This window comes from Mariprofundus ferrinatatus, assembly GCF_002795825.1.
GTDB lineage: Bacteria > Pseudomonadota > Zetaproteobacteria > Mariprofundales > Mariprofundaceae > Mariprofundus > Mariprofundus ferrinatatus.
Map to the genome: position 1 here is coordinate 2,254,641 of NZ_CP018800.1, position 23,046 is coordinate 2,277,686.

Below are 23,046 nucleotides of genomic sequence, written 5' to 3' on the forward strand. Positions count from 1 at the left end.
GAGAGGATTTGAGGCTCAAGGTTCTAGGATGTTATGGTGGCCAGCTGCTTGGCTTTCGCCTGACCTCGTTTCTTGTAAACGACTCCATCCTGCTTGATGCGGGCTCCCCCACCGAGGTATTGACGCTTGAAGAGCAGCACAGCGTTCGACACATCTGCCTGTCGCATACGCATCTTGACCATATCAAGGATATCGCTTTTCTCGCCGACAACCGCTCGCTCAAACGTCTCGGCGGCAATAAAGCCAACCGTACAGTGCATGTCCACAGCCTCCCGCCGAACAATGAAACCCTGCGCAGCCACTTCTTTAACGATGACATCTGGCCCGATTTCACATCCATCCCGACGCAGGAGGATGCGATCATCCAGCTTCATGACATCGTGGCCGAACAGCCATTTGAGATCGACGGCGTGCAAGTTACAGCCATCGGCGTGAACCATCCTGTACCCTGCACAGGATTCCTGCTGGAACAGGAAGGGAAACAGCTTCTCTACAGTGCGGACACGGGTAACACCGACCGCATCTGGGAAATTGCCAACCGGCAGCCCAATCTGAAGGCGGTGATTCTGGACTGCTCATTCCCGAACAGTTACCAGAACCTTGCCGATATCAGCGGTCACCTGACGCCGAATGGTGTCAAACGGGAACTGCAAAAGTTCAATGCAGTTGGTAGGGTTCCGGTCTATCTGTATCATATGAAGCCGGAGACGCTGAATGTCATGACCGCTGAGGTGGAGGCAATGAATATCCCGCTTCTGCGCATGCTGACGCAAGTAGATGAATTTCTCTTCTAAGGATAGGTTGAGGTCACCACTATGAGCTGGTTTACACGCCTGATTGAAACACCGAAAAACATTCTGAAATCGAATGATTCAGGATCGCCGGAAGGACTGTGGGTCAAATGCCCGGGATGTTCCGAAGCGCTCTACAACAAAGAGCTGGCACGCAACGGCATGGTCTGCTCGAAATGCCGCCATCACATGCGCATGTCCTCCCTGCAGCGAGCCGAACTGCTTTTCGATGCCAACACATTTGAGGAGCTCGACAAAGAGCTGCGTTCCGAAGATCCATTGAACTTCAAGGATAAGAAAAAATATAAGGATCGCACCCGCGACGCGAATAAGAAGGCCGGGCCTGAAGATGCTGTTCGCAACTACCTTGGTGATATTCAGGGACGCACCGTATCGGCTTCGATTTTCGAATTTGCCTATATGGGCGGGAGCATGGGCTCTGTTGCAGGTGAAAAAATCGTGCGTGGCATGGAGCATGCCTTGAAGCGCAACTGCCCCTATATTCTGATCACGGCCTCCGGTGGTGCACGCATGCAGGAGGGCGTCCTCTCGTTGATGCAGATGGCAAAAACATCTTCGACCGTCAACCAGCTTAACAGTGCCAAGCTGCCTTTTGTCTGCCTGCTGACCGATCCGACCATGGGTGGTGTTTCTGCATCACATGCATGGCTGGGTGACGTGATCATTGCCGAGCCAGGTGCATTGATCGGTTTTGCAGGACCTCGCGTGATTCAGGAAACCGTAGGACAGAAGCTGCCCGAAGGCTTCCAGCGCTCCGAATTCCTGCTTGAGCACGGCCTGATCGATGCTGTGGTAGACAGACGCGACCTGCGCGACTATCTGGCCACGCTCTTCAATCACCTTACCGACCGTTCATTCCGCCAGGCAGGCTGAAGCAGGTTTTACTCTGAACAGAGAGAAACCCTCCAGCATCGATGCGTGGCTGGCGGAGCTGGGGAATCCGTCCGCCGACCGCGATTACAAGCCGGGACATGAACGGGTCCGCCAGCTGCTGTCACACATCCGGCCATTTCGCCCGAAGCTGCGCATTCGCGTTGCCGGCACCAATGGCAAAGGCTCCACCTGTTTCATGTTGGCTGCGGCCCTGAAAAGTTGCGGACTTAAGGTCGGGCTCTATACCTCGCCTCACATTCTCGAATTCAACGAACGCATCCGCATTGATGGGGTTCCGGTAGCAACCAAAGCGCTTGAGCAGGGTCTTTCCAGACTGATGCCGCATGCGATTGCCGCTGGCGCCTCCTACTTTGAAACGGCGACTGCGCTGGCGCTGGATCAGTTCGCGATAGCCAACGTGGATGTCGAAATCCTCGAAGCAGGAGTCGGAGCAAGACTTGATGCCTCCACGGCGGTGGATGCGGATATGGCACTGATCACACCTATAGGCATCGATCATCAGGCATGGCTGGGCGACACACTGTGCAAGATCTCCGATGAGAAGGCGTTTGTGATGGCTGGCTGCCGCTATTGTCTCTCTGCACCGCAACCACCGGATGTGATGGTACAGCTCAGGCTGTTCAATCCGGAGCTCGTCGAAACAACGACTGAACCATGGCCTTCGCTCGCAGTTACAGGCCGGCACCAGCTGGTGAACGCGTCCCTCGCCTATGCCGCTGTAAAGGTTCTGGCTGATCACGGGAGTATCTCCTGTGACCTGAAGCGCGCCAGAGAAGCCATCGCGGCTTGCCATGTTCCCGGCAGACTGCAGAAAATCACGCTTGGCAGGGCTGAAGTCTGGCTGGATGCGGCACATAACCGCCACGCCGTTGAAGCCCTGCTGCCTACGCTGAAGATGCTGGCTGACCCGTTAGATGCAATCCTGGTTTTTACCCGGGAGGACCGCTCCCTTGAGGATTGCATCCCGCTGCTTGCGCCTTACACGAAATCAGTAGTTACAAGGCTGGAGTCGATCTCTGCACCAGCTGCCCTGAAGGAGCAGCTTTGTCTGCACCCAGACGGATCATTTCTAGTGCTGGGCTCATTCATCACCGTGGCAGAAATTCTCCGGCACAGCGACCAGCTAAAGCAATAGCTTGAGCCCAGCCAGGATGGCGGGCGACCCTTGTTAATCGACGTTAAAACCTTCAACGCCGCGACGCATCCCCAGCGGACCGGTTCGTGTCATCTCGATGATTCCGAATGGTTCAAGCTCTTCGAGCACACTATCAAGCAGCTCCACCTTGCCGGTAAACTCAAGAATCATGTGGCTATCGATATGGTCATCAATCACTCTGGCATCATGCTTCTCGGCCACTTCAAGCAGGCCATCGTAGCTGTCACCATCGGCTTTGACCTTCACCATCAGCATGCCCCGCTCAAAATGAACGGTATGTGATATATCTTCCACCTTGATCACCGGAACCAGCTTGTTGAGCTGCTTCTTGATCTGTTCAATCACATGCTCATCACCAATCGTCACCAGCGTCATGCGGCTTACCGTTCTATCCTTAAGCGGCGCCACATTCAGCGTTTCGATATTATAGCCACGCGCAGAGAAGAGCCCTGCCACACGGGTCAGAACACCGAATTCGTTTTCAACAAGAATCGTAATCGTATGTCTCATGACAGCACCATCTCATCCAGAGCGGCTCCGGCCGGAACCATCGGGAACACATTTTCCTCTTTGGATACCGCAACATCGACAATGACAAACTGATCATTCTCACCCAATGCCCTGTCCAGCGCCGCATCCAGTTCATCGAGCCTGTCCACGCGAATGCCGGTTCCACCATAGGCTTCTGCCAGTTTGATGAAGTTCGGCAGGGAGTCGAAATAGGACTGCGAATAGCGGGACTCGTAGAACATCTCCTGCCACTGGCGAACCATGCCCATGTATCCGTTGTTAAGAATAATCACGACAACCGGCAGGTTATACTGGAAGGCCATGGAGAACTCCTGACTGCACATCTGGATCGATGAGTCGCCGGTAAAGATCACGACCTTCTCATCCGGTTTGGCAACCTGGGCCCCGATCCCTGCCGGCAGGCCATAACCCATCGTGCCGAGACCCCCGGAAGTGAGCCAGCGGTTGGGGCGATTGAATCCGTAGTGCTGAGCGGCCCACATCTGATGCTGACCTACGTCAGTGGCTACAATCGCGTTACCTTCAGTTTTCTCATATACCCTGCGGATCACCGTCTGAGGTTTAATCGGCCCATCTTCGGCCTGAACAAAGCCCAGAGAATCCTTGGCACGCCACTCTTCAATCTGCTCCCACCAGAGCTCGAGCGCTTCACCGTTGGGGGTGATATTGCGGCGGGCAATCTCCTCGAGAAGCTGCTTCAGGACCACGCCGACATCACCCACGATAGGCAGATGCGCGCGAATATTCTTCGAAATTGAGGATGGATCCACATCAATATGGATCACCTCTGCATCCGGTGCAAAGGCATCAAGGCGTCCGGTTACACGATCGTCAAAGCGCGCACCGATGGCAACCAGCAGGTCACAGTGTGAAACTGCCATGTTTGCCTCATAGGTGCCGTGCATGCCGAGCATGCCGAGGAAATGTTCATCGTCATGAGGAATACCGCCCAATCCCATCAACGTATTGGTCACCGGTGCATTCAGCGCATGCGAAAGCTCACGCAGCAGTGCCGCGCTTCCATGCGAGTTCATAATGCCGCCGCCGGTATAGATAACAGGACGCTTGGCCGCTGCCATTGACCTGACCGCCCGCTTGATCTGGCCCGGATGTCCCTGCGTGACCGGCTGGTAAGAGCGCATGCTGACTTTTTCCGGCCAGACAAATTCGCAGATATCGATACTGATATCCTTGGGAATATCGACAAGAACCGGCCCCGGTCGCCCTGTCGTGGCAATATGAAAAGCCTGACGAATAATCAGCGCCAGATCCTCAACACGTTTAACCAGGAAGTTGTGCTTGGTGGCCGAACGGGTAATACCGACAACATCTGCCTCCTGGAAGGCATCGTTTCCGATCAGTGCCGAGGGCACCTGCCCGGAAAAACATACGGTCGGAATCGAATCGGCCAGCGAGTCGGCAAGCCCTGTGACTGCATTAGTGGCCCCGGGCCCGCTGGTTACCAGTGCCACGCCGCACTTTCCTGAGACGCGCGCATAGCCGTTGGCTGCATGCAGTGCAGCCTGTTCGTGGCGGACAAGGTAATGTTTGAAATGGCTCTGCTGGAAAATCGCATCATAGATCTGCAGCACCGAACCACCGGGGTATCCGAATATGGTATCCACGCCTTCACGTTTCAGGCATTCAACAAAGATTTCAGCGCCGCTCAGTTTCATGGTCGTTTTACCACTCTCAGAAGGAAAAAATAGAATCCGGAAAGCTGCACCCCGTCCGCCTGAGGGTCAAGAAAGCGAGTTCGATTAAACCCGTTGAAAATAAGGGAATTAATCGAGCTTAAGCTCCATCAGAACGGCATCCTCTGAAAGCCCCGACGCATCCGGCGCATAATAGTTTTTTCGGTAGCCGCTCTCTCTGAAGCCCAGTTTGGCATACAGGCTTCGCGCTGCCGCGTTGGAAACACGCACCTCCAGCATGATAACTGCAATACCGCTACTGGATTCGATAAGCGCCTGTGTCATCGCTTCGGCAAGCCCTCGTCTGCGAAACTGCTCGCCTACGGCAATCTGCATGATCTGTGTTTCATCAAGGATACTCATGCTCAGCAGGTATCCGGCCAGTTCATGGCCTCGCTCGCAGATGATCAGGTCATAACCTGTTTCCAAGGCCGAATAGAGTGACTCGTAAGACCAGCTGGAGTCGAAACTCTCTCGACTCAGGCGGTAAACGGCATCAAGGTCTTCGATGCCGCCACTACGCAGTGAATATCGGTCAGGCAGATTCAGGTAACTCCACCTGCTCTTTCCAGCCGCAACCTTCCGTGACACAGACATGTTCGGTACCACGGCGCTTGGTCTTCTTCTCTGTTACAAACGGCGCCTGACACTCGGGGCACTGTCTGTCGATCGGTTTATCCCACAGCGCACTCTTGCATTTCGGATAACCCGAACATGAGTAGAAAACCTTGCCGCGACGCGACTTCTTCTCCAGGAAGGTGCCCTTGCCGCACGCTGTACATTTGATGCCGGTATCCACCGGCTTCTCCATAGGCTGGATATTCTTGCACGCCGGATAAGCAGAACAACCGAGGAATTTACCGTAGCGGCCACTCTTGATTACCATCGGTTCACCGCACTTTTCACACTTCTGGTCGGAAAGTTCGGGCTCCTCTGCTGCCTCGCCGTTACCATTTCCATTGAGCGGCTTGGCCTGTTTGCACTCGGGATAACCGGTACAGGCCAGGAACTTGCCATATTTACCCAGCTTGATTGCCATCGGCTTGCCGCACTCGGGACACTTCTCGTCGGTCATCTCACCTGCGGGCCTAGGGCGCCCCATGGCGCTGTCCACCTTGGCCTTGAATGGAGTCCAGAAGTCTCGCAATACAGGCTTCCACTCCTGCTCACCACGCGCCACGCCATCAAGTCTGTCCTCGATATTGGCAGTGAACTTTACGTCTATGATATCATCGAAACTGATCGTGTTTTCGAGCTTGCCAAGAAGGTAGTCGTTCACATGCTCGCCGGTATCGGTCGGCACAAAGCGCTTCTTCTCCATATCGACATATTTCCGCTCCCTCAGAACGTTGAGGATCGATGCATAGGTGGAGGGGCGACCGATGCCGTCCGCTTCCAGCTCCTTGACCAGCGTCGCCTCGGAGAACCGCGGCTTGGGCTCGGTGAAATGCTGCTTTGCCTCCGCCTCTTTAATCGTTACGGCATCACCGGCAGCCAGCGGTGGCAGCAACTTCTCCTGCTCCTGCTTGCCCGGCTCATCAGTGCCCTCAATATAGAGCTTACGGAAACCCGGAAATGCCAGCGTAGAGCCTGTAGCGCGCAGCGTAAGCTTGTCCGCGCCTGTGCCCGACTCAATGTCAGCACGCACCTGGTCGAGAATGGCGGGCGCCATCTGCGAGGCCAGCGCACGTTTCCAGATCAGCTTATAAAGCTTCAGACCATCGCTATCGAGTACGCGTTTCAGTGAATCCGGCGTGCGATGGATAGAGGTAGGGCGAATCGCCTCATGGGCCTCCTGCGCGTTTTTGCTCTTGGTCTTAAAACGGCGAGGCTGAGCAGGCAGAAAACTGTCACCGTAGTTGTTGCCGATATAGTCGCGCATCTCGACAATGGCATCTTCAGAGAGGGAGACGGAGTCGGTTCGCATGTAGCTGATCAGGCCGACAGGCTCTCCTTCCACCTCGATACCTTCATAAAGCTTCTGCGCCACCTGCATCGTTTTCCTGGCTGTAAAGCCCAGCTTGCGGGAGGCATCCATCTGTAAAGTGGTGGTGATAAACGGGGCGGCCGGCTGCTGCTTGCTCTGCTTCTTCTGCACCTCTGAAACGAGAAAGTCGCCTTTTGCCACCCGTCGCGCCATCACCTTCGCATTAACACCGTCGGTAATAGCAAATTTGCCTAACGGTTTATCTTCGACCGCATGCAACTGGGCCTGAAAAAGGCCATCAGCGACCTCGCATTCGGAATTGATAGTCCAGAACTCTTTCGGTTTGAATTCGCGAATATGCTGTTCGCGCTCACAGATCAGGCGCAGCGCGACTGACTGAACGCGGCCGGCAGAGAGGCCGCTGCGCACCTTGCGCCACAGCAGCGGCGAAAGCGTAAACCCCACGAGATAGTCAAGCGCACTTCGGGCCTGCTGGGCATCGACCAGCTGCATGTCCACCTCCGATGGGTTCGCAATGGCCTCGGTAATCGCCTTCTTGGTAATCTCATTGAAGGTAATGCGCTGTACCGTTTTACCTTTCAGGCTGCCGCGCTCCCTGAGCACCTCGGCAACATGCCACGCAATCGCCTCTCCCTCGCGATCCAAATCGCTTGCGAGAATAAGCGTGTCGGCCTTCTTCATGGCCGTGTTGATGGCATCCAGCCGCTTCTTCTTATCGGCAATCACCTGATACTTGATAGCAAAATCGTTGTCCGGGTCGACAGAACCATCCTTCTTGGGAAAGGCGCGCACATGGCCATAGGAGGCCAGAACTTTGTAGCCTTTTCCCAGGTATTTTTCGATCGTTTTAGCTTTGGCGGGCGACTCCACCACAACAACAGCACTCATGAATAATTGTTACTCCGCGCTTAACTGATAGCGGCTGCCGGGCAGGCGTTCGATGACACCCTGCAGCTCAAGGGCGAGCAAGATGGGGGAAAGCTCTGGCAGGGTCAACCCGCAAGTTTCTGTGAGTTCATCCAGATGCAGTCTTTCATGGCCTAGGACCGCAACGATTTTAGCCTCATATTCATTGACCGGCTGGTAGCTTCTCTGCTTCTGGTTGCGCACGCTTTTGCCTGCATCCCAGCCAAGCTCTGACATGATGCAGGATGGATCCGTGGCCAGCACGGCACCATCCCGAATCAGCTGATGGCATCCTGCGTGATTGCCTGTCTGCAGTGAGCCAGGTACGGCAAACACCTCGCGGCCATATCCCGCCGCAAGCCGTGCCGTAATCAGGGACCCGGATCGTACATCCGCCTCCACAACAAGCGTCGCAGGAGCCAGCGCGGCAATAATCCGGTTGCGCCGGGGAAATTGCTCAGGGCGCGCACCCTGGTCCGGAAGAAATTCTGAAATCACACAGCCCTGCCTGCAGATCGCCTCTGCCTGCGCCTGCTGCTCCCCACTCAGGCTGGCCAGTCCGCAGCCAAGAACAGCTATGGTTGGTGAACCTCCCTCCAGTGCACCGCCATGGGATGCCGCATCGATCCCGCAGGCCATGCCGCTGACAATGGTGACCCCCTGATCGGAAAGGTAACGGCTCCAGCGCCGTGAAATCAGGGCCCCCTCGCGACTTGCCCGTCGCGCCCCGACCACAGCCAGCATCTTTTCACTGTTAAGAGCGACCGCATCGCCTTTCGCGAAAAGCAGCAGTGGCGCGTCATCAATTCCCTTCAGCGCTTCGGGCCAGAGATCATCATCGGGAGAGATCAGCCTGATGCCTGCAACCTCACACTGTTTCAGAACGGCAACAGCGTGCTCGGGATGGCTACCCTTCAGAGCAGTTCGCAATGAGGGGCCGATACCGGCAACATTCGACCAGGTTTCGTCACCGGCAGAAAAGACTCCCTCCACGCTGCCCGCCGCATCGACAAGCTTGCGGCCAAGCAGCGGCCCTATGCCTGAAACAAGTGACAGCCGAAGCCATGCAATCGCCTGCCTGCTCGCAGCTGCTACTGCCACAGAAGAGGTACTACTGCTGGCCGGTACTCAGCACCGTATCGCCGATCTTGATAGGGGCAGTCGAATCGGTAATCAGAGCAAGAGAGGCCTGTTCCTGAGGAACCAGCACAATCACCTGACCCACCTTCTCCCTTGGCAGACGAACCTTCTCTCCGCTCACCGCATCATTGATGACACGGCCGTTCTGGTAGATTGACATCACCGTTCCGGCCTTGATGCCGTCCCTTATGCCGAGGCTGATGCCGAGCACCTGATGCTGGCCCGCCAGTTCGCCATTGTGGCGGATATATAACACTGAGCCGGACATTGGCCGCGCAGCACTCTGCGGCACGACTTTCAGGTCGGGATCGCGAGCAGGCTTAAGGCGGTCTCCGCGCGAGATCTCCTGAAACACCTTCTCCACAACGGCACGATGTACACCACCCTCTTCGGAAGTCACCCTTATCTGGCCAAGGTGTTCGACAAGCACGCCCACTGCATCGCCGCTGGCCGGATCAACAACTGTTTTGGTGGTACGGAAAACATCGAACAGCGTTCCGGAGTTCGCCGGTTGATTCAGCTCCGCATAGACAAGTTCGTGCAGGCCGAAATTGATGCGCTCATCTCTTGCATCAAGGATATGCCCAACCCCCTGCAACTGGTCCGGGTGGATGAAATCCTGCCGCATGAGGGCTGTCATCACGATTGAGGAGTCGACAGCTCCCTCCAGCCGCTCAACTGGCTTAACCACTATGTGCGGAGCAAGCTTCACCACTCTCAGCCCACCAGGGCGTCCGCCATCGAACCATATCTCGCTGCCGGGGTAGATCAGATCCGGATTGGTGATATACAGGTTGCGCTCCCATATTTTCAGCCATTTCCATGGGTCTTTGAAAAAGTGGTCGGCGATATCCCAAAGGGTATCCCCTTTCTTTACGATATAGGGCTGCGGCACATTCGGCTTGAGATCACTGGCCGTGACCACCTCATTCACCACAAGCTCATCTGCCTGAACAGCGGCAGGTGATGCATATATGCTGAACAGCGCGACGATCAGGATTACCGGACTAAATTTCATAACTGCCTCCACACTGTTGCCGTAACTGTACCTGCATGTTCTCTGGTTGATCCGGCGAAATTCTACGCATTCGGACTGGCCTTGCGCTTTTCGCCAAGGGCCGGTTCGCTACCATCAATCAGCCTGCGAATGTTGCCAGCGTGCTTTATTGCCACCAGTGAAGCAAAAAGAAGCCCAACTATCAATGCCGGGATTGAACCGCCTGTAATCCAGATGAGCAGCGGCAGTGCCACTGCACCTCCTATTGAGGCCAGTGACACATACCTGAACCGCCAGATCAGCAGAGCAAAAATTATAACGCCAAGCAGCGATGCAAGCGGCTGCCATGGCAACATAGCCCCCAACATTGTGGCAACGCCTTTACCCCCTTTGAACTTCAGATAGACCGGGAACACATGGCCAACAAAACTTGCAGCCGCTATCGCAGCTATCCACGCCTCGGGCAATTCCAAGGCAACCGCAATGGCGACCGGAACAAGGCTTTTGGCAATATCGGCCAGCAGCGTCAGAATGCCCACCAGCTTCCCGCCGGTGCGCATGGCATTGGTGGCCCCGATATTGCCACTGCCGTACTCTCGCGGATCGCGTTTTGCCAACAACTTGCTCAGCAGCAGCCCAAAGGGCACTGCTCCAAGCAGGTAAGCCGCAATAACTGAAAGGGAAAGGTTTAGGCTCAAACGCCGCCCTTACGATAACGCGTACGCATATCATCCAGATCATGCTGAATCGTTTCGGCACGGTTGCCGCAAATATAACTCGGCAATACCTGCTCAAGGGGTGCGGCCTTACCGAAAATGGCCGGGAACGGCTCATCGCCTTCAACCACGTTATCGCGCCCCAGAAGCACCAGCTGATCGCGGGTAATCGGCGGTGTCGGCAACACCGAGGTAAACGCAGCCATCAGGAATGCCGCCACTCCGGGCACTGGAATCAGGGTGCGCTTGATGCCAAGCTCCTTAAGCATCAGCTCCAGCAGCTCCCGGAAGGTGTAGCTTGCAGGACCGCCCAGTTCGAAGGTGCAGCCTGCAACATGGCTGTTACCGATCGAAGCCACAAAGGCACGCGCCACATCCTCTACCCACACCGGCTGGAAGCGGGTTTCGCCTGAAATCACCGGCAACACCGGCAACATCTGGCTCATCGCCTTGAACTTATTGAAGAAGGAGTCACCCGCTCCGTAGATAATCGAGGGGCGGAAAATTGTGTAATTCAGACCTGACGCGGCCACCAGCGCTTCCGCTTCAGCCTTGGTGCCGGCGTATTTGCTCCCCTCCACCTGACCTGCCCCAAGCGCGCTCATATGAAGCAGCTGTTTTACGCCCGCGCTCCTGCACGCCTCCAGCACGTGGCCTGCACCTTTTGTATGCGCTGCTTCAAAATTCTGCCGCCCCTTCTCAAACAGAAGTCCGACCAGATTGATGACCACATCGACGCCTGCAACAGCCTCGGCAAGGCCGCTGCCATCGGTCACATCCACACGTGCCAGACGAACCCCCTTGACCAACTGATCCCGAGCCCTGGCCGGATGACGACAGGCTACTGTCACCTGATGCCCTGCTGCTACCGCCTGACGTGCAATAGCGCGACCCACAAAGCCGCTGCCACCGATAATACATACGCGCTTTCCCATCATCCTCTCCTCTGTGAAGTTGTTTACAGTGGTAAGTATGAGCCTGACGCAGATTAGGTCAATGCGTCCGCAGGTATGGAATCGCTTCCCAGCTGCAAATATTTTGCTAAGCTAGGATTCACGGATAGGAGGGCATGTCATGCGCCGCAACCACGATCACTTGGCCACAAGGCTTCTGAGACAGTATTGATCCTAGAAATGCCTGATATCGACAGTATTCGCAACCTCCCGGAGGCACTGTTTCGCACTACCGATGTTGCGGCTGCACGCCCCGCGCAGTGGTATCGCAAAAATGGAGAGTACCTGCCGATCACCTATGCCCAGCTGACCACAAGAGTACGCCGTGTTGCTTCAGGGCTGATGAGCGCCGGCATCAACCCCGGAGACCGAATCGGTCTGCTGATGGAGAACCGGCCGGAGTGGGCGGTGGTCGATTACGCTATCCTCGCCATCGGTGCTGTGACTGTTCCGCTCTACTGCACCTACCGGCCACAGGATATTGCCTATGTTCTGGAGGATTCCGGCACCACTATGGCTCTCACCTCTGGCGGCCACCTGCTGCGCGACCTGAAAAAAGCGGCCTCCGAATGCCCTGCCCTGAAACGCATCTATGCCGTTGATGAGGACGGCGATGGCAAGCTTGTACACAACCTGACCAAGCTTGAGGGCGGCGATGTTGACGAAGAGCGGCTGAACAGGCGGCTGACCAGAATCGAGCGGGAGCAGCTGGCGACGATTGTTTACACCTCCGGCACCACAGCCAACCCGAAGGGTGTCATGCTCACGCATGGCAATATCCTCACCAACCTTGAAACAGTCCCCAATGTCATCGAGCTGCTACGCGAAGAGCGTATGCTCTCGTTTCTGCCGCTTGCGCATACGCTGGAGCGAACCGCCAGCCACTTTCTCCCCTACACCTACGGCATATCGGTCGCGTTTGCCGAGAGACCGGACACCGTCGCCAAAAACATGGCTGAAGCCAGGCCGACTATTATGGTGGCAGTTCCACGTATGCTGGAGGTGGTGCGCAGCCGCATCCTGGGGCAGATCGCAAAACAGTCGCCACTTAAGCAGAAACTGTTCAACACCTATTTCGACCTGGCCTGCAAAAAGAGCTGCGGCCCTGTAGAGGGGTGGATGCTGAAGCTGCTGGATAAACTCGTGGGCGAGAAGATCCGCGCACGCTTTGGCGGCAGGATGCGCGTAATGGTTTCCGGTGGAGCACCTCTTAATCCGGAGGTCGCTCTATTTTTCGAAGCACTGAAACTGCCGGTACTGGAGGGTTACGGCCTTACCGAATCAGCCCCGCTGCTCTCCGCCAACCCGATGCATGACCGGCGCATCGGCTCAGTCGGCCTGCCAGGTAAGGGGGTAGAGATCAAAATTGCCGAGGACGGCGAAATCATTGCCCGCGGAAACAACATCATGCCCGGCTACTGGAAAAACAGAAAGGCGACCAAAGAGGCGCTGATCGATGGCTGGCTGCATACCGGCGATGTCGGCGAGTTCGACAAGGATGGATACCTCAGGATCACCGACCGCAAGAAAGACATCATCGTCAATTCGGGTGGTGAGAATATTGCCCCGCAACGCATCGAAGGGTTACTGGTGACACATGAAGAGATTGATCAGGTCGTGGTTTATGGCGACCAGAAACCCTATCTCGTTGCGCTTCTCGTTCCCAATCAGGAGGCATGTGTTGCATGGGCCAGAGAGCAGGGCCTGCCCGAAACCGACTGGGATCAACTCTGCGATTCGGGCATTCTGAAGAAGCACCTGCAGATGCGCATCAGCAACATGCTGAAACCGCTCAATTCCTTCGAGCAGGTGCGCCGTATTCACCTGCTGCACAAACCCTTCACCATCGAATCGGGGCTTATGACCCCGACCATGAAGATCAAGCGACGCAAGGTCTATGAAATGTATCGCAAGGTTCTCGAAGCACTTTATGCTTAGTAATCTGCGCGCCGAAACCGCATGCATTCGCCTCCGCTGCATAGCTTTGAGGGCATCATCGCAACCTCCACCCATGGCAGAGAGCTGCTCTAGCTTTTTGATATACCCAAGTCATACTTTTGCCATTGCAGGCAGAAAAGCAGGTTAGCGAAATAACCTTGTTATGATGAATCATCCAACAAACCGTTCAACGCCTCATGGGGAGGGTCGAATGCAAGATATGGAATCAAAACCGCAGCCGACACTGATCATTGGCGGCGGTCATGGCGGAACCGAGTTCCTTAAGCTGCTTTTAGATGTGCCGCTGTATGATATTATTGGCATTGCAGATATTAATGCTGATGCCCCGGCCTTTAAGATAGCCGAAAAGTTCAATATCCCTATTTACCATGATGCCGAAGAGGCATTGAACGCATGCCGCCCGTGTACTGCTTTTAATTTTACAAATAATGAAACCATCTCGGAAGCTGCAGCGGCAATCATAGGGCCAAGCAGCATCATCGGGGGTCATGAGGCGTACCTGATCTGGAAGATGGCCATCCAGATGCAGGATGTACGAAACAGCCTTGAAAAAAGCATGCTCCTGACCGAGGCAATAGTATCCAGTGCACTGGAGGGGATCATTGTCATTGATTCCAAAGGAATCGTTAAGGTTTTCAACCCTGCAGCAGAGAGGCTTTTCGGCTTCAGCCAGGCAGAGGTTATCGGCAGTAATATCAACATGCTGATGGCGGAGCCGGACAGGAGTGCACACGATAGCTACATTGAACGCTACCTGTCGACGCGATCGGCCCATGTTGTTGGCATTGAACGCGAAGTTGATGCCATGCATAAAAACGGGCGCATTTTTCCCATCTCACTCTCTGTGAGTGAGATGGTTTCAGAAAGTGAGAATGAGAATTTATTTGTCGGCATTGTGGCTGACATTTCCGAGCGCAAGAAGAATGAAGCATCGATGAAAAAGCTGGTCCACTTCGATCCGCTCACAGGGCTTGCCAACAGGACACTTTACTACGACCGACTCAGCAGTGCGATGGCACAGGCCAAGAGACAGAAACAAGAGGTGGCCACACTCTTTCTGGACCTTGATGGCTTCAAAGCCGTAAACGACACACATGGCCATGAGATCGGCGACCTGTTACTCAGGGAGGTCGCCTGTCGACTGCTTCGGTCCACACGCGAAGTCGATACTGTTGCTCGCTTCGGTGGCGATGAATTTGCCTTCGTTCTTGTCGATGTGAAAGGCAGGGAAAATGTAACCGCCATTGTCGACAAGCTGATCACTCTGATTTCTGAACCATACAAGCTCAATGACCATAAATGCATTATTGGCGGAAGCATTGGCATCTCCATCTACCCGGAAGATAGTGAGGATATGTCGGATCTCATTAATCAGGCGGATTCAGCGATGTATGCCGTTAAAAAAAGCGGCAAGAATGCTTTCAGGTTTTATGACAAGAGCATGTCCTATTAGAGGAGTTCTCTAAAGCAGCGCATCCTCTGAACGCCGTACGCCCCAGCGTTATCGACAGCAACAAGACTCGAACCCAGTCGAAAGAAGGGGCTCAACGAAGACGAAAGACAGATGCGACAGTTTGCCATATTGTCTGATAAACCCCTTGCGATAATATTCTGGCGAAGTCGGGCACGGAGGACGGTCTAAGCCAAGCCGGCCTTCGTGTTCGCACAAACCTCTATAGTGATTTCTTCCAGAGTATTGATCTGACTTCTAGCCCGGCCTCACTCATGCCGGGCTATTTTGTCTGGTGGTCAGGAGTGCGGCTTCTCCACATGGCGCAGGGTCGGCCCTACATAGAGCTGGCGCGGGCGATCAATGCCGTGGGCGGTGTCGCCCTTAAGTTCCAGCCAATGACTTACCCAGCCTGAAGTGCGCGCCACGGCAAAGAGGGCGGTGAACATGCGGCGGGGGAATCCCATGGCGCTGAGCAGGATACCGGAATAGAAGTCGACATTCGGATAAAGCTTCTTCTCGATGAAGTACTCATCACTCAACGCCACGCGCTCCAGTTCCAGCGCAATCGCCAGCAGCGGATCATTCTCCTTGTTCAGGTGCTTCAGTACCGATTTGGTCATGTCACGGATAATTGCTGAACGGGGATCGTGATTTTTATAAACGCGGTGACCAAAACCCATCAGGCGGAACGGATCATTGCGATCCTTGGCGCGCTTGATGGCATTGGGAATGTTTTCGATCGAGCCGATCTGCTCGAGCATATTCAGCACTGCCTCGTTGGCGCCGCCATGCGCAGGGCCCCACAGCGTAGCAATGCCGGATGCGATACAGGCAAACGGGTTGGCGCCTGAAGATGCGGCCATGCGGACAGTTGATGTTGAAGCATTCTGTTCGTGGTCAGCGTGAAGCGTCAGGATCAGGTCGAGGGCTCTGGCAATGACCGGATCGACCTCATATGGCTCGTTGGGCTTGCCGAACATCATCTGCAACAGGTTGCTGGCGTAATCCAGGCGATTGTCAGGATAGCGGGCTGGGCGACCGATACTGTAGGTGTAACAGGAAGCGGCAATTGTCGGCATCTTGGCAAACAGGCGAATCGCCGCCTTCATCTGCTGCTCCGGCTTGCTGTAGTCCTGCAGATCCTGGTAAAAGGCAGAAAGCGCCCCCACCACGCCCACCATCACCGCCATCGGATGGGCATCGCGGCGAAAACCCCTGTAGAAGCTGAGTACCTGTTCATGCAACAGGTTATGGTCATGGATGATACGATTAAATGCATCAAGGTCAGAGGCATCCGGAAGTTCGCCATGCAACAGAAGGTGGGTGACCTGCGTAAAACTGCAGTGGGCGGCGAGCTCTTCGATCGGATATCCCCTGTAGCGAAGAATACCCTTATCGCCGTCAATGTAGGTAATTGCACTTCTGCACGATGCGGTTGATTTAAATCCGGGATCGAAGGTAAGCAGCCCATGGCCACTGTAAAGCTGGCGAACATCGACAGCCGACGGTCCTTCGCTCCCCTCAAGAACAGGAAGGCGGCCAGTGGCCGCCTCTCCGCTTAACTTAAATTCTAATTCGTGTTCACTCATATTGGGCTCGAGTATGACGGAAGCCGCCCTGCTTTCCAAATTCGAGAGGAATTAATTCTTCTTTCATAACAGGGCAGCCACCATCGACGAAGGTCACCTCTTAGTTGCCAGAGCTCTCTTCGTAACTCTCCTCAGCAGCCTCTGCATCGCCTGCTGCACCATCATCAATGACAATGCTCTCTTCAATCTGCTCGGAAGCCTCATCAGCGTAAGCAGCAATGGGCTGTGCCGCCAGCGCCAGGCCGGAAAGCATCAGTGTGGTCAAAATGATTTTGTTCATGAATTCTCCTTGTTTTGTGTTGCGTGATTCTCTTTCTTATCTGTCGAGCGAAGATTCAAAGTGATTCGTAATGTCCGAGAAATCATCTGCATCCCAGTAGTCCCAGCTGTCGAAATCGTCGCTCTCTTTACCGGATTTCCCCGCCCTGCTCTTCTCGTCCAGATCCTGTCGATCTTTTGTGTTGTGCAAACGGTGCTTTTTGTTTCTCATTTGCCCTCCTGATTTCATACTTCATCAGTTCTCACTCACCATTTGAGGATTGTCGATGGCGGAATGATCTTCAGTTATTAGGTTGCGAGTAAATCAAATAATCTTGATCACGGTGATCAAGGAGAGGTGGTCCATTTATGGACGTTGATCTGATACGAACCTTTGTTCAGGTGGCAAAGGCCCGCCATTTCCGCAAAGCTGCTGAACAGCTGTTTCTGACCCAATCAGCGGTGAGTGCCCGCATAAAGCTTCTGGAAGAGAGGCTGGGCGCCAAGCTGTTTGAACGGAGCAAACATCAGGTGTCTCTGACGACTGCAGGCGTTCGCTTTATGGCGCATGCTGAAGAGCTTCTGGCTGCATGGGCCCACGCCTGTCAGGAAGTGCGCCTGCCCGAGCGTGCAACAGCATCTCTTGTGGCCGGTGCTACCGACACGTTATGGAATATCTTCCTGACCGACTGGATGATTACAGCAAGCAAAGCCTTTCCAGAGATGATGATCCGCTCTGAGCTGCACACACCCGAATCGCTGATGCCGGCACTGCTTGACGGCTCACTCGATATCGCAGTGATGTTTGATGCCCCTGCACTGCCAAGACTCTATGTTGAAGAGCTTGGCTCCATATCACTGATCATGGTTGCCGACCGAAAGGGGCTCAATGCCGAGCAGGCGCTCCAATTCAGATTTGTCGATGTCAACTGGGGGGAGTCGTTTGCCGTTGCCATGCAACAGCACTACAGCCACAGCGTGCCGTCACTGCTGCATACAAGTGTTGGCAAGGTGGCGCTTGAATTGATCCTGAAATCCGGGGGAGCTGCCTACCTGCCGCAGCAGATGGTTTCCCGCCACATATCGGAGCACAAACTTTTTCCAGTTGAAGGTACGCCGGCTATCGTCAGGCCCGTTTATGCGGCCATGCTTGCCGGCAAAGAGAGCGACCCCTTGCTGCAGGGAACCGTCGCACAGATGCGTAGTTGCCTGGACGAGACCGCTGGCTCCTCACCCCGGCTGCCGTAAAAAAAAACGGCCCGTGTTTGACACGGGCCGTTCATTCATAATCCCTGCTTCTTCTCTTTAAAGAGCCTTCAGCTCGGCAACTGCAGCCTTGGCATCATCGCCACAAACCTTCTGAGAAGGCATTTTGGTCTTCTTGCCTGAAACGCCCTTGGAGTCACATACCCATGCTTCCAGAGCTTCGTCTGTCCAGGTTGCGCCTGCTGCATTCTGCGCTTCCAGGTATGCGCCATACTTGAAGCCTTCAAGTCCGCCCTGTGCCTTGCCGGCAATGCCTTTCAGGCCGGGGCCAACTTTTTTGTCAGCTGAATCCAGATTGTGGCATGCCTTGCATTTGCCCAGTGCGCTGGCTTCAGCAGTCATCACACCACCCATTACGAATGCAGCCGCGGCTGCAACAAACAGTGCTTTTTTCATAATTTTCTCCTAAGTTAATATGACGGAGTACCTCCCCGCCGACGGTTCAGGCTACTCTGGTCAGATATCGGCCTAAAAGGTGGAAAAAATCCCCCTGTTTGAATATGGATTCTCAGGCACAAAAAAAGGGCGCCTTAGGCGCCCTTTTCATTTGTAGCAGCATAAGTGAACTTACGCGGCTTCATCCTCTGCTGCACCCAGATCACTATCATCTATGACCTGGCTGAGCTCCTCGAGAATATCCGCATCCGGAGCCTTCTCGATGATCTCTTCAGCAACCTCAACCTCTTCAACGGCTGGCTTCGGTGCATTGCGGGTCGCAAGACCGGTACCTGCCGGCAGCAGACGACCAAGAATCACGTTCTCTTTCAGGCCGAGCAGCCAGTCAACCTTGCCGGCCAGAGCCGCTTCGGTGATCACACGCGTGGTCTCCTGGAATGATGCTGCAGAGATGAAGGAGTCGGTATTCAGTGACGCCTTGGTGATACCCAGCAGGATCGGCTCAAATGTTGCAGGTGCCTTGCCTTCGGCTTCCAGATCGCGATTGGTCTGCAGCACATGCTTGCGCACCAGCTGCTCGCCTGCCACGAAGCTAGACTGTCCAGGATCGTTGATCTGAACCTTTCGCATCATCTGGCGGGCAATCACTTCGATATGCTTATCGTTGATCTTCACACCCTGAAGTCGGTAAACCTCCTGAATCTCATCGGTCAGATAGGTCGAAAGAGCCTCTACGCCCATCACCTTAAGGATGTCCTGAGGTGCAGGAGAGCCCTCCATCAGACGCTCACCACGACGTACGCGGTCGCCTTCCTGAACAAGGATCTGAGAACCCTTGGGTATCTGATACTCAAGCGGATCGGATCCATCTGTTGGCTCAACATAAACGCGACGTTTACCGCGAATATCCTTACCAAAGGATATGACTCCGTCAGCAGCCGCGATAAATGCTAGGTTCTTCGGCTTACGCGCCTCGAACAGCTCGACAACGCGTGGAAGACCACCGGTAATATCCTTGGTCTTGCCTGCTTCACGAGGAATTCGTGCCAGCACATGTCCCGCTTTCACCTCAACATCGTGATCGGCATTGAGGATCGCACCTGGTGACAGGAAGTAGCGTGCCGGTGTGCCGGTACGCTCAAGGACAATTGGATCACCCTCAGGGTCCTTAGGATCGACAAGGTGAATCTGAGGACGCAGGGCATCCTTACGGGTATCAGCCTGCTGCGTTACCACACGGCTAGAGAGGCCTGTCACCTCGTCGGACTGCTCACGCATGGTGATGCCCTCTTCGAGGTCGACAAAGCGGATTTTACCATCGGTCTCGGCAATCAGAGGCATGGTATACGGATCCCACTCGGCCAGCTTGTTTCCGGCCTTGATGGCATCCCCATCCTTGACCACAAGATGCGCACCATAAGGGATACGGTGGCGCTCAAGCTCTTTGCCCTTATCTGTGGTAATTACAGCTTCGGTATGACGGTTGATCACGATCTCCGCACCGGAACTGTCGGTAACGGTAATCGAAGACTCAAGCTTCACAACGCCGCCGAACTTCGCTTCAACGTGCGCCTGCTCAGCAGAGCGTGATGCAGTACCACCCACGTGGAAGGTACGCATGGTCAGCTGTGTACCCGGTTCACCGATCGACTGTGCTGCGATAACACCTACGGCCTCACCGATGGAAACCGGTGTGCCGTGAGCAAGGTCGCGGCCATAGCAGTTGGCGCAGACGCCCTCTTCTGCTTCACACGTCAGCACCGAACGGATACGAACGGATTCAACACCGGCTTCATCAATCTTATCGGCCAGCTCTTCGTTAACCATGGCGCCCGCAGGTGCAATCTCGGCTCCCGAAATCGGATCCAGAGCAGACTCAAGCAGAACGCGGCCGAGAATACGCTCATAGAGCGGCTCGATCACTTCACCACCTTCAACAAGTGCGGTCAGGGTCACACCACTATCGGTGCCACAATCCTGAATGCGGACAACAGCATCCTGTGCAACGTCTACCAGACGACGGGTCAGGTAACCGGAGTTAGCGGTTTTAAGTGCGGTATCCGCCAGGCCCTTACGCGCACCATGGGTAGAGATGAAGTACTGCAGAATCGTCAGGCCTTCACGGAAGTTGGCGGTAATAGGCGTCTCAATAATCGAGCCATCCGGCTTGGCCATCAGGCCGCGCATACCGGCCAGCTGGCGAATCTGCTGAGCAGAACCACGGGCGCCTGAATCGGCCATCATATAGACTGGATTAAACGTCTTCGTCTCCTCCGTCTCCTTGCCATCGGCACTGGTCAATGTTTCTGTTGCCAGGTTGTCCATCATGCCGCGGGCAACCTTGTCGGTGGTATGCGTCCAGAGGTCGACCACCTTGTTGTAGCGCTCACCAGCGGTAATCAGACCATCGGCATACTGTTTCTGAACCTTGGCCACCTCAGCCTCGGAAGCGGAAACAATCTCATGCTTGCTCGCAGGAACAACCACATCGCCCAGAGCGAAGGATGCACCCGACTTGGTGGCATAGGTATAGCCGAACACTTTCAGGCGATCAGCCAGCAGAACAGTCGCCTTGTTGCCGGCAAAGCGATAGCACTCCTCAATCAGGGTGCCCACATCCTTCTTGGTCAACTCACGATTGACCGACGAGAACGGCAGCTCTTTTGGCAATATGGTGGAGAGAATGGCACGGCCAACCGTGGTGTGCTCACGCTTGCCGCGTACACGGCAGACAATACGGCTGTGCAGCTCAACAGCGCCAGCATCCAGCGCGCGCTGAACCTCATCCGGAGAGGAGAATACCATGTTCTCGCCCTTGCAGAACGGACGCTCACGGGTCAGGTAGTAGATGCCAAGAACCATATCCTGGGTAGGAACGATTACCGGACTACCGGTTGCAGGCGAGAGAATATTGTTGGTCGACATCATCAGCGCACGTGCTTCGGTCTGTGCCTCAATTGAGAGCGGCACATGTACAGCCATCTGGTCGCCGTCGAAGTCAGCGTTGAATGCGGTACATACCAGCGGGTGCAACTGAATCGCCTTGCCCTCAATCAGGATCGGCTCAAAGGCCTGGATTCCAAGACGGTGCAGGGTTGGTGCACGGTTGAGCATCACCGGATGCTGATGGATCACTTCAGCGAGAATATCCCATACCTCAGGGATACCCTGCTCAACGAGCTTCTTGGCAGCCTTGATGGTATTGGCCAGACCGCGCAATTCGAGCTTGTTATAGATAAACGGCTTGAACAGCTCCAGTGCCATCTTCTTGGGAAGGCCGCACTGATGCAGCTTCAATTCAGGACCGACCACAATCACCGAACGACCGGAATAGTCCACGCGCTTACCGAGCAGGTTCTGACGGAAACGTCCCTGTTTGCCCTTGATAACATCGGAGAGTGACTTCAAAGGACGACGGTTGTTACCAGTGATCGGCTTGCTGCGGCGATCGTTGTCGAACAGCGCGTCAACGGACTCCTGCAGCATGCGCTTCTCATTACGGGTAATGATTTCAGGCGCATTGAGTTCCAGCAGTCGTTTCAGACGGTTGTTACGGTTAATCACGCGACGGTAGAGATCGTTCAGGTCGGAAGTCGCAAAACGGCCACCATCCAGCGGTACCAGCGGACGAATCTCAGGAGGAAGAACAGGAATCACTTCCAGAATCATCCACTCAGGACGATTGCCGGAACCGAGCATTGCCTCAACGGTAGAGAGACGCTTGGTCAGCTTGGTCAGCTTGGTAACAGCCTTGGTTGCCAGAATCTGGGCGCGCAGAGACTGGCGCTCCTCTTCCAGGTTGATGTTCTTGAGCATTTCACGCAGTGCTTCCGCACCCATACCGGCACGGAACTCTTCACCATACTCCTCGAATGCCTCGATGTACTCCTCTTCGGTCAGGATCTGGAACTGCTCCAGACTGGTCAGGCCAGGATCGAGAACGATGTAGGATTCAAAGTAAAGGATACGCTCCAGCTCTTTCAGAGTCTTATCGAGCAGCAGGCCGATACGGGACGGCAGGCTCTTCAGAAACCAGATATGTGCTACAGGTGCAGCCAGGTCGATATGACCCATGCGCTCACGACGCACCTTGGACTGAATCACCTCAACGGAACACTTCTCGCATACCACGCCGCGATGTTTCAGACGCTTATACTTGCCGCACAGGCACTCGTAATCCTTGATCGGGCCAAAAATCTTGGCACAGAACAGACCATCGCGTTCCGGTTTGAAGGTACGGTAGTTGATCGTCTCAGGCTTCTTGACCTCACCGTAGGACCAGGAACGAATTTTTTCAGGGCTGGCCAGACGAACCTTCAGACCATCGAAATCCTCGATGCTTGAAGGTTTCTGGAACATCTTGAGAAGCTCTTGCATG

General features: G+C 54.8%; 19 protein-coding genes. 6 read left to right on the forward strand and 13 right to left on the reverse strand.

Translation table 11 applies throughout. The features are described from left to right. The first annotated feature begins 8 nt into the window (after positions 1-8). The 3 genes from Ga0123462_RS11065 to Ga0123462_RS11075 are packed head-to-tail and all read left to right on the forward strand — an operon-like array spanning position 9 to position 2,841. On the forward strand, positions 9-794 hold the full coding sequence (locus Ga0123462_RS11065) for a 3',5'-cyclic-nucleotide phosphodiesterase (RefSeq protein ID WP_100266350.1): 786 nt from the start codon (positions 9-11) through the stop codon (positions 792-794). Between the two features lie 21 nt (positions 795-815). Continuing rightward, complete coding sequence (gene accD, locus Ga0123462_RS11070) at positions 816-1,685, forward strand: acetyl-CoA carboxylase, carboxyltransferase subunit beta (protein WP_100266351.1); 870 nt, start codon at positions 816-818, stop codon at positions 1,683-1,685. A gap of 58 nt (positions 1,686-1,743) precedes the next feature. Continuing rightward, on the forward strand, positions 1,744-2,841 hold the full coding sequence (locus tag Ga0123462_RS11075; protein WP_100266352.1) for a bifunctional folylpolyglutamate synthase/dihydrofolate synthase: 1,098 nt from the start codon (positions 1,744-1,746) through the stop codon (positions 2,839-2,841). Between the two features lie 33 nt (positions 2,842-2,874). Here Ga0123462_RS11075 and ilvN read toward each other — a convergent pair whose 3' ends face one another. From ilvN to Ga0123462_RS11115, 8 genes are all read right to left on the reverse strand, one after another. Next, complete coding sequence (gene ilvN, locus Ga0123462_RS11080; protein ID WP_100266353.1) at positions 2,875-3,372, reverse strand: acetolactate synthase small subunit; 498 nt, start codon at positions 3,370-3,372, stop codon at positions 2,875-2,877. Then, positions 3,369-5,069 (reverse strand): biosynthetic-type acetolactate synthase large subunit, encoded by a 1,701-nt coding sequence (ilvB, locus tag Ga0123462_RS11085; protein ID WP_100266354.1) that lies wholly within the window; start codon positions 5,067-5,069, stop codon positions 3,369-3,371. The genes ilvN and ilvB overlap by 4 nt, the downstream gene beginning before the upstream one ends. Before the next feature lie 108 nt (positions 5,070-5,177). Next, positions 5,178-5,678: a ribosomal protein S18-alanine N-acetyltransferase gene (gene rimI, locus Ga0123462_RS11090; RefSeq protein WP_232726460.1), complete on the reverse strand. Its 501-nt coding sequence runs from the start codon at positions 5,676-5,678 to the stop codon at positions 5,178-5,180. Next, positions 5,623-7,923: a type I DNA topoisomerase gene (gene topA / locus Ga0123462_RS11095; RefSeq protein ID WP_100266356.1), complete on the reverse strand. Its 2,301-nt coding sequence runs from the start codon at positions 7,921-7,923 to the stop codon at positions 5,623-5,625. Before topA ends, rimI begins: the two co-directional genes overlap by 56 nt. A gap of 9 nt (positions 7,924-7,932) precedes the next feature. Continuing rightward, the gene (dprA, locus tag Ga0123462_RS11100) at positions 7,933-9,042 is read right to left on the reverse strand and encodes a DNA-processing protein DprA (RefSeq protein ID WP_100266357.1); all 1,110 of its coding nucleotides are present in this window, start codon (positions 9,040-9,042) and stop codon (positions 7,933-7,935) included. Between the two features lie 10 nt (positions 9,043-9,052). Continuing rightward, positions 9,053-10,099 (reverse strand): LysM peptidoglycan-binding domain-containing protein, encoded by a 1,047-nt coding sequence (locus Ga0123462_RS11105; protein WP_100266358.1) that lies wholly within the window; start codon positions 10,097-10,099, stop codon positions 9,053-9,055. Positions 10,100-10,161: 62 nt separating this feature from the next. Then, positions 10,162-10,776 carry a glycerol-3-phosphate 1-O-acyltransferase PlsY gene (gene plsY, locus Ga0123462_RS11110; protein WP_100266359.1) on the reverse strand — a complete coding sequence of 205 codons (615 nt, stop codon included), beginning with the start codon at positions 10,774-10,776 and terminating at the stop codon, positions 10,162-10,164. After that, positions 10,773-11,729: a complex I NDUFA9 subunit family protein gene (locus Ga0123462_RS11115; protein WP_100266360.1), complete on the reverse strand. Its 957-nt coding sequence runs from the start codon at positions 11,727-11,729 to the stop codon at positions 10,773-10,775. The genes plsY and Ga0123462_RS11115 overlap by 4 nt, the downstream gene beginning before the upstream one ends. Positions 11,730-11,927: 198 nt before the next feature. Between Ga0123462_RS11115 and Ga0123462_RS11120 the strand changes: the two genes are divergently transcribed. Both Ga0123462_RS11120 and Ga0123462_RS11125 read left to right on the forward strand, forming a co-directional pair. After that, positions 11,928-13,685, forward strand: coding sequence for an AMP-dependent synthetase/ligase (locus Ga0123462_RS11120; RefSeq protein WP_100266361.1), 1,758 nt, complete (start codon positions 11,928-11,930; stop codon positions 13,683-13,685). Positions 13,686-13,896: 211 nt separating this feature from the next. Further along, entirely contained in the window at positions 13,897-15,159 is a 1,263-nt protein-coding gene (locus Ga0123462_RS11125) for a diguanylate cyclase domain-containing protein (RefSeq protein WP_100266362.1), read from the forward strand. Between the two features lie 296 nt (positions 15,160-15,455). Here the strand turns inward: Ga0123462_RS11125 and Ga0123462_RS11130 are convergent, their stop codons facing one another. The 3 genes from Ga0123462_RS11130 to Ga0123462_RS11410 all read right to left on the reverse strand — a co-directional run bounded on the left by Ga0123462_RS11130 (position 15,456) and on the right by Ga0123462_RS11410 (position 17,238). Beyond that, on the reverse strand, positions 15,456-16,748 hold the full coding sequence (locus Ga0123462_RS11130) for a citrate synthase (protein ID WP_100266363.1): 1,293 nt from the start codon (positions 16,746-16,748) through the stop codon (positions 15,456-15,458). Positions 16,749-16,848: 100 nt separating this feature from the next. Then, positions 16,849-17,028 carry a hypothetical protein gene (locus tag Ga0123462_RS11135; RefSeq protein ID WP_100266364.1) on the reverse strand — a complete coding sequence of 60 codons (180 nt, stop codon included), beginning with the start codon at positions 17,026-17,028 and terminating at the stop codon, positions 16,849-16,851. 36 nt (positions 17,029-17,064) lie between these two features. Next, positions 17,065-17,238, reverse strand: a complete 174-nt coding sequence (locus tag Ga0123462_RS11410) for a hypothetical protein (protein ID WP_157821344.1) — start codon at positions 17,236-17,238, stop codon at positions 17,065-17,067. 137 nt (positions 17,239-17,375) lie between these two features. Between Ga0123462_RS11410 and Ga0123462_RS11140 the strand changes: the two genes are divergently transcribed. Next, positions 17,376-18,254: a LysR family transcriptional regulator gene (locus Ga0123462_RS11140; RefSeq protein ID WP_100266365.1), complete on the forward strand. Its 879-nt coding sequence runs from the start codon at positions 17,376-17,378 to the stop codon at positions 18,252-18,254. 57 nt (positions 18,255-18,311) lie between these two features. Here Ga0123462_RS11140 and Ga0123462_RS11145 read toward each other — a convergent pair whose 3' ends face one another. Both Ga0123462_RS11145 and rpoC read right to left on the reverse strand, forming a co-directional pair. Further along, positions 18,312-18,668 carry a c-type cytochrome gene (locus tag Ga0123462_RS11145; RefSeq protein WP_100266366.1) on the reverse strand — a complete coding sequence of 119 codons (357 nt, stop codon included), beginning with the start codon at positions 18,666-18,668 and terminating at the stop codon, positions 18,312-18,314. 171 nt (positions 18,669-18,839) lie between these two features. Beyond that, positions 18,840-23,045 carry a DNA-directed RNA polymerase subunit beta' gene (gene rpoC, locus Ga0123462_RS11150; protein WP_100266367.1) on the reverse strand — a complete coding sequence of 1,402 codons (4,206 nt, stop codon included), beginning with the start codon at positions 23,043-23,045 and terminating at the stop codon, positions 18,840-18,842. Position 23,046 lies beyond the last annotated feature (1 nt).